Annotated in this window: 10 protein-coding genes; 7 read left to right on the plus strand and 3 right to left on the minus strand. The window is 66.8% G+C overall.

The features are described 5' to 3' along the window. The first annotated feature begins 148 nt into the window (after positions 1–148). The 3 genes from macS to ACFWB0_RS21325 all read left to right on the plus strand — a co-directional run bounded on the left by macS (position 149) and on the right by ACFWB0_RS21325 (position 2,670). A complete protein-coding gene (gene macS / locus ACFWB0_RS21315) occupies positions 149–1,315 on the plus strand; it encodes a MacS family sensor histidine kinase (protein ID WP_378492423.1) in 1,167 nt (388 codons plus the stop codon). After that, positions 1,308–1,949 (plus strand): LuxR C-terminal-related transcriptional regulator, encoded by a 642-nt coding sequence (locus ACFWB0_RS21320; protein WP_378492424.1) that lies wholly within the window; start codon positions 1,308–1,310, stop codon positions 1,947–1,949. The genes macS and ACFWB0_RS21320 overlap by 8 nt, the downstream gene beginning before the upstream one ends. A gap of 67 nt (positions 1,950–2,016) precedes the next feature. Then, positions 2,017–2,670, plus strand: a complete 654-nt coding sequence (locus ACFWB0_RS21325; RefSeq protein WP_378492425.1) for a DUF1707 domain-containing protein — start codon at positions 2,017–2,019, stop codon at positions 2,668–2,670. Between the two features lie 33 nt (positions 2,671–2,703). On the opposite strand, the gene ACFWB0_RS21330 is transcribed toward ACFWB0_RS21325, so the two are convergent. Genes ACFWB0_RS21330 through trmB form a run of 3 tightly spaced genes read right to left on the minus strand, consistent with a single transcriptional unit; the run spans position 2,704 to position 7,433 of the window. After that, positions 2,704–5,952, minus strand: coding sequence for an MMPL family transporter (locus ACFWB0_RS21330; protein WP_378492426.1), 3,249 nt, complete (start codon positions 5,950–5,952; stop codon positions 2,704–2,706). A gap of 9 nt (positions 5,953–5,961) precedes the next feature. Then, entirely contained in the window at positions 5,962–6,654 is a 693-nt protein-coding gene (locus tag ACFWB0_RS21335) for an NYN domain-containing protein (protein ID WP_378492427.1), read from the minus strand. Further along, positions 6,651–7,433 carry a tRNA (guanosine(46)-N7)-methyltransferase TrmB gene (gene trmB, locus ACFWB0_RS21340; protein WP_378492434.1) on the minus strand — a complete coding sequence of 261 codons (783 nt, stop codon included), beginning with the start codon at positions 7,431–7,433 and terminating at the stop codon, positions 6,651–6,653. The genes ACFWB0_RS21335 and trmB overlap by 4 nt, the downstream gene beginning before the upstream one ends. Positions 7,434–7,541: 108 nt before the next feature. On the opposite strand from trmB, the gene ACFWB0_RS21345 reads away from it, so the two are divergent. The 4 genes from ACFWB0_RS21345 to ACFWB0_RS21360 all read left to right on the plus strand — a co-directional run bounded on the left by ACFWB0_RS21345 (position 7,542) and on the right by ACFWB0_RS21360 (position 12,017). Then, a complete protein-coding gene (locus ACFWB0_RS21345; protein ID WP_378492428.1) occupies positions 7,542–8,135 on the plus strand; it encodes a hypothetical protein in 594 nt (197 codons plus the stop codon). Next, the gene (locus tag ACFWB0_RS21350; protein ID WP_378492429.1) at positions 8,132–9,508 is read left to right on the plus strand and encodes a hypothetical protein; all 1,377 of its coding nucleotides are present in this window, start codon (positions 8,132–8,134) and stop codon (positions 9,506–9,508) included. The genes ACFWB0_RS21345 and ACFWB0_RS21350 overlap by 4 nt, the downstream gene beginning before the upstream one ends. A gap of 50 nt (positions 9,509–9,558) precedes the next feature. Further along, positions 9,559–9,906: a DUF6802 family protein gene (locus tag ACFWB0_RS21355; RefSeq protein ID WP_378492430.1), complete on the plus strand. Its 348-nt coding sequence runs from the start codon at positions 9,559–9,561 to the stop codon at positions 9,904–9,906. A 278-nt stretch (positions 9,907–10,184) separates the two neighbouring features. Next, positions 10,185–12,017 carry a phosphoenolpyruvate carboxykinase (GTP) gene (locus tag ACFWB0_RS21360; protein WP_378492431.1) on the plus strand — a complete coding sequence of 611 codons (1,833 nt, stop codon included), beginning with the start codon at positions 10,185–10,187 and terminating at the stop codon, positions 12,015–12,017. Positions 12,018–12,065 lie beyond the last annotated feature (48 nt).

Below are 12,065 nucleotides of genomic sequence, written 5' to 3' on the forward strand. Positions count from 1 at the left end.
CGTCGACGCGACTGCACGATATGACCTCAGCACGACTTCAAATCAAACCACTGTGCGCACGGTCACATGACCTTGTGGTCGCACTCGGGGGTCACCGAGTGGTTGGATTCACCGAAAAACGACCACGAGGGCGAGGAGCGCGGAGACGGTGAAATCCATACCCGTGCCTTCGGGAACGGCAGATCCCGACGCTCCGTTGTGGCGCGCCGCGCAGGTCTTTCGCCTGGTCACCGTCGTTTATGCGGTCAGTTCGCACTTCTCGACCGTCCAGAACTACACCGACGAGGCATTGAGCTGGTTCCTCATCGGTGTGCTCGTGGTGTGGTCGCTGACCTCGGCGCTGCTCCTCTCACGCGGATCTCGTGAACGTCCGGTGGTCGTTGTCGTCGACCAGATCACTGCGATCGCACTCATGGCATCGACCCGTCTGATCTCCGACCACGACTGGTACAGCCACCACCAGACGATGCCCACCACGCTGTGGGTCGCCAATGCGGTCATCTCTGCCGCGCTCTTCGCCGGCCCGCTCGCCGGAATCGCCTCCGCTCTCGTGATGGCCGCGGTCAGCGCGGTGGTGCGCGACCAGGTCAACCTCGACCTCTGGTCCGACGCGACCGCGCCCGTTCTCGTCGCATGCGGCGTCGCGATGGGATTCGCGATGAGGACGGCCCGGACGGCGCACCGTCAGCTCGAGGACGCAGTGCGGATCGCTGCGGCCACGGAGGAACGTGACCGGCTCGCCCGGCAGGTCCACGACGGTGTCCTTCAGGTGCTCGCGCTCGTACAGCGCCGCGCAGACGAGGACTCGGGACTCGGTGTCGATCGGGTCGAGCTCGCACGGCTGGCCGGCGAACAGGAAGAGGCGCTGCGTCGCCTGATCTCCGAACAGGACACCGAAGTCGATCGAGGTGGGCAACACGTCGACCTGACCGCGATGCTGCGCATGCGGGTCGACGGTGATGTCACCGTCGCCGCGCCCGCGGATCCCGTCGTGATGGACAGGACGCGCGCGGGAGAGCTGGTCGCGCTCGCGACCACCGCCCTCGATAACGTCGAGCACCATGCCGGACCTGACGCCAGGGCATTCGTGCTGCTCGAGGATCTCGGCGACGAGATCGTGCTCTCAGTCCGTGACGATGGCATCGGGATCGAAGCCGGACGCTTGGCCGCAGCATCTGCGCAGGGACGCCTCGGAGTATCGAAATCGATCGTAGGTCGGGCACGATGGCTCGGCGGCGTCGCGGAACTCGAGACCGCGCCGGGCGAAGGCACCGAGTGGGAGATCCGCGTCCCCAAGGAGGAACCGCATGGCTGAGATCACCGTGATGGTGGTCGACGACCATCCCATCTGGCGCAGCGCTGTGTCCCGCGACCTCGAAGAAGCCGGCTTCCGCGTGGCAGCGGAGGCCGACAGCGTGAGGACGGCCCGTGCGCGAGCCGTCGTCGAACCCACCGTGGTGCTGATGGACATGTCGTTGACGGACGGCAGTGGGACGGATGCGACCCGAGCGGTGCTCGAGGTGTCGCCGCGGTCGCGGGTGCTCGTGCTGTCTGCATCGTCCGAACGCGCCGATGTTCTCGGCGCAGTGAAGGCAGGGGCGTCCGGATATCTCGTCAAGAGCGCGTCGGCCGCTGAACTCGTCGACGCTGTCGTCAAGACCGCAGCGGGGCACGCCGTGTTCACGCCAGGTCTCGCGGGGCTCGTACTCGGGGAGTACCGGAAACTGTCGGTGTCGAATCTGCGCGCCTCGGCGACGCCGACCCTCACCGACCGCGAAACCGAGGTGCTGCGACTCGTCGCGAAAGGAATGTCGGCAAAGCAGATCGCGTCACGCCTGGTGCTGAGTCACCGCACGGTCGAGAACCATGTGCAGGCGACTCTGCGCAAACTTCAGCTCGCCAATCGGGTGGAGTTGACCAGATACGCGATCGAACAGGGCTTGGGCTGACTTTTCGGGGCCGTCCTGAGTGGTTCTGGGCACTGCGCGGTGCGCAGGCGACTCTAAAGTGGACGGCATGGACCCGAAGGATCTGAGAGTGTCGGACGCAGAACGTGAACACGTGGGTGAGCTGCTGCAGCGCGCAGTAGGCCAGGGCATGTTGTCGCTCGGTGAATTCACCGAACGGATGGACACCGTGCTCGCCGCGAAAACCCGCGGAGACCTGAACCAGGTGCTGGTCGATCTACCCGGCATCCAGATGCGCCCGGAGTTCCGACAGCAGTTCCCGCCGCAGCCTGCGCCGGCCTACGAGCCTCAGGTTGCTACCGCTACCACCCCCTCGATCTATCAGTCGGGAGCCGGGTCCGTTCTCAAGGGGCGGATGTCGACGATCGCGCGCAAGGGTCGATGGGAGGTACCGCCGGTGTTGCAGCTCGATACCGTGGCGTCGTCGGTATCGCTCGACTTCACCGAGGCCGTCATGCAGACGCAGGTCGTGCGGATCGAGGTCAGCGACTATCTCAGCTCGATCGGCATCGTGGTTCCGATGGAGGCGACCGCCGACATCAACGGACTGGAGGCCATCGCCTCGTCGGCGGAATCGAAGGTGGGCACGGGCGCCCCGTACGGCCCGCTGCACTTGGTTGTGGTCGGCAAGATTCGCGCGGGAAGCCTGACAGTCGCGCCCCCGATGGGTGCGCGACTGCGCAAGTTCTTGCGGGGAATCTGATTCCCGGGGCGGCACCTTCTCCTGGCGACGCTTCTATGGACGACGCTGCCGGGCGATCAGTTCGCTGACGCTGATGGTTTGATCGTCGTCGTCGTTGAGGCGTCGCCTGCCCTGCGTGTCGGGACCGCGGGAATCCCGGCTCGGAGGCGGCCGACGGCGGTCGTCGGGCCGGGGCGGCTCAGGACGGTTCCCAGGGTCGTTCTGCGCAGTGTTGTTCTGTGCAGGGTTGTTCTGCGCTGCGTTGTTCTGCGCTGCGTTGTTCGCTGCCGGGTCGTTCGGAGTCCTGGCTTCGGGTTGCCGGGGTCCGTCGGGATTCCGGCCGGAGGGCGACGGCGCCCGCCGCATCTGTGAAAGCCAGCTCTCGATGGCCTGCGGATCACGGCCCGGTGTGTGAGGGGCATGCGCCCCGGGTTGAGCGGCCTGCGCCTGCGGCCCAGGCGACTGCCCCTGGGCGGGGGCCGGGGCAGGACGCCCCGTGCCTTCCTGGACGTTCTCTCCGGTGATGCCGGGTGCCTGAGGTCGCACGTCCGTGCGCGGCAGCGGCGGAGGCACCGATCCACGCTGTCGGCGCGGCAGCGGCGGCATCGCCGCGGTCTGCGGCTGTTCGCGCGGGGGCTGTGCGGGGCCCTGCTGTCGCGGAGAAACCGGCTGCTGAGGGCCTGCCGCCCCGCGGCGGGGGAGGGGACCAGCCGGATTACCGGACGCAGGCATCGCGCGAGTAGGCAGCGGAGGCTGACCCGGACCCTGCTGACCGGCACCCTGCTGACCCGGAGCCTGTTGGGGCGGAACGGGTGGCCGTCCACGACGCATCGGTGCGGAAACCTGGTCACCGCGGCGAGGCGGAAGCGCGTCGCCGCGCGGTGCCTGCGCGACACCCGGCTGACCCGGCTCGCGGGCTGCGGGTGGACGCCCATGCGAGCGACGCTGCGGAGGCGGAAGGTCGCGTGTCCGTCGTTGTTCGGAGGCGGGGCGCGGGGCGGCGATCGTGGGCATCGGCTGCGTCATCATGTCGTTCGCGCCCTCGGCATCGCCGAACATGCCCTTCGGGAACCGGTGCGATCCCGTCGCCGTGATCGTCGAGGGTCCGAACATGCCGACGGTGATGAGCTCGGGCACGTCGTCGGGCATCAGCTCGTCGGGCAGGATGGGCTCGGCGAGACCCACCTTCTCCTGGATCCGTTTCATCCATTCGGGTGCCCACCAGCAGTCGTCGCCGAGCAGTTTCATCACGGCCGGGACGAGGAACATGCGGATCACGGTCGCGTCGATGATCAGCGCGGCGATCATGCCGTACGAGATGTACTTCATCATCACGAGTTCGGAGAATGCGAACGCCCCGGTGACGACGATGAGGATCAGCGCCGCGGCGGTGATGATGCGACCGGTGTGGGAGGTACCGATGCGGATTGATTCGGTGGTGCTCGCTCCTTGCGATCTGGCCTCGACCATGCGTGAGAGGAGGAATACCTCGTAGTCGGTCGACAGGCCGTAGATGATCGCGATGATGAGCACGAGCACCGGCGACATGATGGGGCCGGGGGTGAAGTTCAGCAGGCTCGCACCATGGCCGTCGATGAAGATCCAGGTGAGGATGCCGAGGGTCGAGCCGAGCCCGAGTGCGCTCATCAATGCGGCCTTGATCGGCAGCACCAGCGACCCGAACGCAAGGAACATCAGAATGGTCGTGAGCACCACGACGAACACGATCATCAGGGGCAATGTCTCGAGCAGTGCCGCGATCGAGTCCTGCTCGATCGCGGGAGTGCCGCCCACGTACACCTCGACGCCGTCGGGCCAGGACGCCGAATGCAGGTAGTCGATGGTGTCGGCGGTCGCATTGCGATCGACGAGACCGGCCTTGAGGACGCGGACGCCGTCCTTCGCGGGGCCTTCGATGGTGAATTTCTCGACGAGCCCAGGCGCGGCGCTGCCGGTCTGGATGATCTGGTTGAGGTCGCCGCCCTCGGCGCCTCGGATGACGAGCTTGACCGGTTCGGTGCGTTGCCCGGGGAACAGTTCGTCGAACTGCGCCTGCGCGGCGCGGGTCTCATGGCCCGGCGGAAGGTACGTCTCGTTGATGCCGCCGAACTTGATACCGGTCAGCGGCATGATGAGCAGGAGCAGGCCGATGACCGTCGGGATGGTCACCTTCATCGGGTTCAGCATCACCCAGCGGGTCAGACGACCGATGAAGCTGTTCTCGACCTGTTCGTTCGACTGGATCTGCCCGAACTTCTTCATGCCGAACTTGTCGATGCGCCGACCGAGGATCGCGAGGATCGCGGGTAGCACCGTCACCGACGTCAGCGCGGCCAGCGACACGGTTGCGATCGCACCGTAGGCCACCGACTTGAGGAAGCCCTGCGGGAACAGCAGCAGACCGCCGAGGCTGGTGATCACCATCGTCGCCGAGAACACGACGGTGCGTCCGGACGTGACGACGGTGCGGCGCACCGCGGCGGCCGTCTCGTAGCCTTCGGCGAGTTCCTCTCGGAACCGCGACACCATGAACAGGCCGTAGTCGATCGCGAGACCGAGCCCGATCAGCGACACGACCGGTGCGACGAACGTGTTGACTTCGGTGAAGTTGGTGATCAGGCGGACGATGCCGTTGGCCGCGACAACTGTCAGGCCACCGGTGATCAGCGGCAGTGCCGCAGCGATGACACCACCGAACACGAAGAACAACAGGATGCCGACCGCGGGGATCGCGAGGATCTCCATGCGCTTGATGTCGTTGGCCATCGTGTCGTTGAGCGAGCCGGTGACCGGCTGCAGCCCGGCGAGCTGGACGTCGACGCCGTCGATCTGCAGCGCATCCTTGACGTCGCGGAAGTTGTTCGCGATCTCGGTGTCGTTGTCGCCGGCGATCGCGAGCGATGCCACACCGTGCTGTTTGGAATCGTCTGCCAGTGCAGGCAGCGCAGGGGCGCTGTCCGTGCGCCAGTACGCACCGTTGAGCTTGAGGACCTGGTCCGGATTGTCGGCGACCCACGAGTTCAGGCCGGCCGTGACGGCCGCTGTGAACTCGGGGTCGTCGACAGTCTTGCCCTCGGGCGCAGTGATGAGTGCCAACACATCGCCGTTGGTGTCTCGACCGAAGGTTCCGTCGGCCAGCTTCGCGGCCGTGACGGATTGTGAGCCGGGGTCGTCCCAGCCGCTCTGGCTGAGATGGTCGTTCAGGCTCAGGCCGTACCCTGCGAGCCCGAGCAACGCCGCGACCATCACCGCAATGACGGTGAAACGCGCACGGACGACGAGCTCTCCCCAACGGTCGAACACGTAAATCTCCTATTCGGCGACGCTCTTGCGCCCCGCAAGAAGGGCTGAAAGCGGTCGGAAAGGCTGCAGCCACGCACCCTCGTCTGGCAGCGATTCCAGGCTGACCCGCGGCAGCGGCTCACGGAACACACCGGGGATGTCCTCGAGATCGACGAAGTCGAGGATGTCCGAGGTCACCGCCCAACTGGCGTGTTCACGGAAACCGAGCACCTGCACTGCGACGCCGGCTGCGGCGAGTTCCTCGAGAGGTTCTCGGAACGCCTGCCCGTCGGCGGATGCCACCATCACACCGGCGAGACCTTCGCTGCGCCGCAGCTCGATGTGCTCGAGCATATCGGAATCGACGTCGCTGTCCTCGTCGATCTTGGGTTTGGCGAAGACCGCGAAGCCCACGTTACGCAGAGCTTCCACCCAGGGGCGCACGACGTCGGCGCTGCCCGGCGCGATGTTCGTGAAGACCGTCGCCTCGGCTTCGAGGGGCGACGTGCGGTGACGCGACAGGTCGGCCGTGCGGCTCAGGAGCCAGCGGCCCAGCGCATCGAACCGCGGCCGGTATGCAGCAGTGGGGCGACCGCCGAGGATCGCGCCGAGGCCCATGTCGAGGTTCGGTGCATCCCAGACGAGCAGCACGCGCCCGGGTCGTTCGGTGCTGTCGATCACGGCGGTGTCGGTCACACCGGGCACTTCTTCATGGACGCTCATGCTCCGATCTTCCCCCAGATCATCTCGGCGATGTCGCTACCCACCTGGTGAGCCTTGTCCTCGAACTTCGTGACCGGACGCTCGTGGCTGATGGGGGACTCCCACGTCACATCTGTGAGCTGGGGCTCGGCGTTACCGGCCTCCAGGATCCACTCCGCGTACTCGGCGTGGTCGGTCGCCACGTGCAACACGCCGCCCGGCTTCAGCCGACTCGCGATGAGGGCGAAGGTCTTGGGCTGCAGCAGCCGGCGCTTGTGGTGCCGCGCCTTCGGCCACGGGTCAGGGAAGAAGACCCGGACACCGGTCAGGGACTCCGGCGCGACCATGTGCTCGAGGACCTCGACGGCATCGCCGCGCAGGATCCGCAGATTGGAGACGGGCGCATCGGTGCCTTCGGTGCGCTCGATCCGCTGCAGGGTCTGCGCGATGCCGGGGCGGTAGACCTCGACGGCGATCAGATCGATGCCGGGCTCGGCCTGCGCCATCGCGACGGCAGCGGTGCCGGTGCCGGAGCCGATCTCCAGGACCAGGGGAGCCGAGCGGCCGAACCACGCGTCGGTATCGAGCAGGTCGTCGCCGACATCGCGACCGAGTTCGGGCCAGCGGCGGTCCCATGTGTCCTGCTGAGGGTCGGTGAGTGCTCCGCGGCGGGAGCGGAAACTCGTCACCCGCGGATACAGGCGGTTCCCCCTGGACTGCTGCTCGTCGAGCATGTCGGTCGTGTCCTGATCGGCGTGGTTCACCCGACCATTGTCACGTATCGGCAGAGTGCGTGGCAGGAGTGACCGGTGTGACCACAGGGTTTTCTCAGGATGACGGCCCGGATAACGCGGCCGGGACGCCTCAGGCGGTGGTCTCTGTCACACTTTGTCGCAACGATCGGGGGCATGGTGGGGGATTCGAGTGCGCCGTATTCGGATACGGGGTTGTGGCGCCGGCTCGCAGACGAGGTGGATCGACTGGACCCGGACGCGGGGCGAATGCTGCACGCCGCGCTCGCCGGGTACACCGCGCCCTTGCGGATCCAAGTCGCGGGACGTGCGGGTGTCGGACGCGGAAACGTGCAGCGCGCGCTGTCAGTGCTGCCCGGTGCGTGGGAGTCCGCTGCGTGGGAGTCCGCTCTCGTCGATGTTCCGGGTGTGCCCGATCCCGTCCTCGACGCCGACATCGTCGTCTACGTGCTGCCCACCCGGCTCGGTCCGACGTCGATGCATCCCGCCGACCGGCGGACTCTCGACACACTCGATCCCCGTCGCGTCGTCGTGGTGGTCGCGGGGGACACGCCGGTCTCCGGCCTGGCGGCGCCCGTGTTCGTGCAGGACGATCCGTACTTGGGTGCGACGATCGCCGGCCGCGTCGACGGTGCGCATCTCCTGCGTCTCGAGGATTTCGTGTGCACGGTCGCGGGGATCGCGGCGTCGCCGCAGGCACGGGACGTGATCGAAGCGGCACTCGAGGATGCTGGAGTTTCGATCGGATGAGCGACGCCGACGATGTTCTACGCCGCTGGAACCCGCGCGGCTGGGCGCGACTGCACCGATCGTCGATCCCGAACTCCGGTGTGGCGGTGGTGCGGGTCGCGGGGGTGGCGGGGTCGGGCCGCACCACACTCGCCGCCGAGCTCTCCGAACTCGGCGGCGTCGAATACGTCCCGGAGGGGGACGCTCCGGTGGTGCTGATGGTGCTCGACGCCTCGTCGGTCCTCGGCCGCACCGAACTGACCGAACTCGACGCGGCCGCGCGTGAGGCAGCCGACGTGGTGTTTGCGATTACCGGCATCGACCGCTACCCGGGATGGCGGTCCATCCGCGACCGTGACATCGAACTGCTCCACCGGCACGCACCGTGGCTCGCACGCGTCGTGGTGATCCCGGTATCGGCGGTCGCTGCGGCTCGGGCGCGGGAGATCGGTGGCGATGCCGGGCCGGTTCTCGCACTCGAGTCGGGAATCGTCGGCGTGCACGAGGCGATTCTCGCCGCGGTGGCCACATCCGCGCAGGGCCGGGCGACGCGCACGGCGGTCGTCGCCCGGACCCGCAACATGATCGTCGCGGAGATCGCTCAGCTCTCAGCCTCGGACGACACCGCGGATCTCCGTGCCGAGCGGGCACGCCTCGCTGCGCGACCGGTCGGTTCCGAGCATCGCCGCGACTTTCATCGCGCCCGGGTGGAATCGATGCAGGAGCTCGCTGTGCGTGCGAGAGAGGCATCGGTGGAGTTACGCGGCATGCTCGATGACGGCTCCGCCGATCCGGGTGACGTGGAGATTCTGCTGGCCGCGCACGCGCAGCGCCTGCGCGAGGAGGTGGCTGTCGCCGTCGAGCACAGACTCGGAATTGTGACGCAGGCGCCGATCGTGGAACCGGCACCCGTCCCTCAGATGCCCGGCCGTCGCCTCGATGATCGCCTCGCGCTCGTGTTGGGAGCATCTGTCGGTGCGGGCCTCGGGCGTATGGCGGCCACCATGCTCGGAACGATTCCGGTGGCGGTGTCCGTGCTGGTGACGATCGTGTGCGGGGCGGCGGCCGCATGGTGGCTCCTTCGTCTGCGCAGGCAGTTGGCGCACCGTGAGCTGATGCGGCGGTGGGTCGTCGACGAATTGACCGCGCTGCGCGCGGACCTCGAGGCGTGGATCCGCACGATGGCGTTCGATGCCGAAGCGAATCTCGGCCACGACGCTGCCGTGCGGGAGCGCGCACGCGCCACCGAACTGCGCGAGCGGGTCGCCACGATCGATGATCGGATCCGTCGACGCACCGGGGAGCAGCGTGCGCGCATCGCCGCGTGCGAACGGGACCTTGCGATTTTGAGGCACGTGGAACCGGCCGGGGATCCGGTGCGTCCAATCGGGTGAGGGAACTGCCTCGAAGTTGAAACGACGCACACCGGATCGCAGGAGCAGATATGGCGGACGCATTCCTCGGGGCCGACGGGCCCGGCGACCAGCACCTCGGTGGCTTCGACGTGTTCGACCCAGCAAGCACCGCGGCATGGGCGGACACCGTGGATGCCACCAGTGACCTCGACGGAGACGGGATCAGGGACACCGTCGCATTCGACAACGGACACGGTGCGCTGGTCGTGGCCACCGACACCGATCTCGACGGTGTCACCGATCGGCTCACCGCCGTCGCCGACGATGGAGAGTTCGGCGTCTGGGAGTTCCATCGCGAGCCCGACGGAACACCGAGGTGGGACCGGATCGACGAAGGTACGATCGGTATAGACGAGAATCACAAATCCGAGAACTAGTGAGGCCTATCGCCTGTACGAGCATGAAAGAGGGATGTATTCTGCACGCCTCTGAATCGTTTCTGTGACATTTCCGACCGGCCCCGAGTGTTCCCGGCCGGACGTCCAGCGTTAACCTCTATGAATAGGACATCCGGCGCCCGCGTCCTCCGTTCGGCCACGGACGAAGCGGGTGGTACCCCTGCCGAGAGGGGAGAGCCCGGGTTCGCCGCTGTCACTGCACTACAGATGCAGGTCGGGGGAGGGATCCGGTTCCGGGCACACCCCAGGAGAGTTTGATGACCTCAGCAACCATTCCCGGTTTGAACGGTACCGACGACAAGCTTCCGACCCAGCATGCCGAGCTGCTTGCGTGGGTCCAGGAGGTTGCCGAGCTCACCCAGCCCGATCGCGTCGTGTGGGCCGACGGATCCGATGAGGAATGGGATCGGCTGACCGCTCAGCTCGTCGACGCCGGCACCTTCACCCGTCTGAACGACGAGAAGAAGCCGAATTCGTTCCTCGCGAACTCCGACCCGTCGGACGTCGCACGTGTCGAGTCCCGCACATACATCTGCAGCGAGAACGAGATCGACGCGGGCCCCACCAACAATTGGATGGCGCCCGACGAGATGCGTGCCACGATGACCGAGTTGTACCGCGGCAGTATGCGCGGCCGCACCCTCTTCGTGGTGCCGTTCTGCATGGGTCCCCTGGGTGCCGACGATCCGAAGCTGGGTGTCGAGCTCACCGACTCGGAGTACGTCGTCGTCTCCATGCGCATCATGACCCGCATGGGTGCCGCTGCGCTCGAGAAGATGGGCACCGACCGCCCGTTCGTCAAGGCGCTGCACTCGGTGGGTGCACCGCTCGATGCCGGCCAGCAGGATGTGGCGTGGCCGTGCAACGACACGAAGTACATCACCCACTTCCCCGAGACCCGCGAGATCTGGAGCTACGGCTCCGGCTACGGCGGCAACGCACTGCTCGGCAAGAAGTGCTACTCGCTGCGTATCGCATCGGCGATGGCCCACGACGAGGGCTGGCTCGCCGAGCACATGCTGATCCTCAAGCTGATCTCGCCCGAGAACAAGCCGTACTACATCGCGGCGGCATTCCCGTCGGCGTGCGGCAAGACCAACCTCGCGATGATCCAGCCGACCATCCCGGGTTGGCGCGCCGAGACCCTCGGCGACGACATCGCCTGGATGCGCTTCGGTGAGGACGGCCGCCTCTACGCCGTCAACCCGGAGTTCGGTTTCTTCGGTGTCGCGCCCGGCACCAGCGCCGATTCCAACCCGAACGCGATGCACACCATCGAGGCCGGAAACACCATCTACACCAACGTCGCGAAGACCGACGACGGCGACGTCTGGTGGGAGGGCATCGGCGGCGACAAGCCTGCTCACCTGACCGACTGGCTCGGCAACGACTGGACCCCCGAGTCCGACACGAAGGCCGCGCACCCGAACTCGCGCTACTGCACGCCGATGTCGCAGTGCCCGATCCTCGCCCCCGAGTGGGACGACCCGCAGGGTGTGCCGATCTCGGCGATCCTGTTCGGTGGCCGCCGCAAGACGACGGTTCCGCTGGTCAGCGAGTCCTTCGACTGGCAGCACGGCACCTTCCTCGGCGCGACCCTGTCGTCCGAGCAGACTGCTGCCGCAGAGGGCAAGGTCGGTAGCGTCCGCCGCGACCCGATGGCGATGCTGCCGTTCCTCGGCTACAACGCCGGCGACTACCTGAACCACTGGATCAACCTCGGCAAGAACGCCGACGAAACCAAGCTCCCGAAGATCTTCTACGTGAACTGGTTCCGTCGCGGCGACGACGGACGCTTCCTGTGGCCCGGTTTCGGCGAGAACTCTCGCGTGCTGAAGTGGATCGTCGACCGCATCGAGCACAAGGCCGACGCGCAGTCCACGGCCATCGGTTACGTGCCGACCGCAGCCGATCTGTCGCTCGAAGGCCTCGATGTCGACGCCGCTGATGTCGACGAGGCTCTGAAGGTCGACGTCGACGAGTGGAAGGCCGAGATCGACGGCATCGCCGAGTGGTTCGAGTTCCTCGGCGAGAAGGTGCCTTCGGGCATCCGCGACGAGTTCGAGGCTCTGAAGCAGCGACTCGGCTGAGTCTGTTCCACCCCTGCACAGCCGAATGCCACCTTCGGTCAGTTCAAC

Origin of the sequence: Rhodococcus sp. NPDC060086 (assembly GCF_042730275.1) — a bacterium.
In the GTDB taxonomy this organism is placed as follows: domain Bacteria; phylum Actinomycetota; class Actinomycetes; order Mycobacteriales; family Mycobacteriaceae; genus Rhodococcus.

Coding starts and splice junctions, on each gene's coding strand:
- ACFWB0_RS21320 (WP_378492424.1), top strand. CDS start 1,308: ATGGCTGAGATCACCGTGATGGTGGTCGACGACCATCCCATCTGGCGC.
- ACFWB0_RS21325 (WP_378492425.1), top strand. CDS start 2,017: ATGGACCCGAAGGATCTGAGAGTGTCGGACGCAGAACGTGAACACGTG.
- ACFWB0_RS21335 (WP_378492427.1), bottom strand. CDS start 6,654: ATGAGCGTCCATGAAGAAGTGCCCGGTGTGACCGACACCGCCGTGATC.
- ACFWB0_RS21345 (WP_378492428.1), top strand. CDS start 7,542: ATGGTGGGGGATTCGAGTGCGCCGTATTCGGATACGGGGTTGTGGCGC.
- ACFWB0_RS21350 (WP_378492429.1), top strand. CDS start 8,132: ATGAGCGACGCCGACGATGTTCTACGCCGCTGGAACCCGCGCGGCTGG.
- ACFWB0_RS21355 (WP_378492430.1), top strand. CDS start 9,559: ATGGCGGACGCATTCCTCGGGGCCGACGGGCCCGGCGACCAGCACCTC.
- ACFWB0_RS21360 (WP_378492431.1), top strand. CDS start 10,185: ATGACCTCAGCAACCATTCCCGGTTTGAACGGTACCGACGACAAGCTT.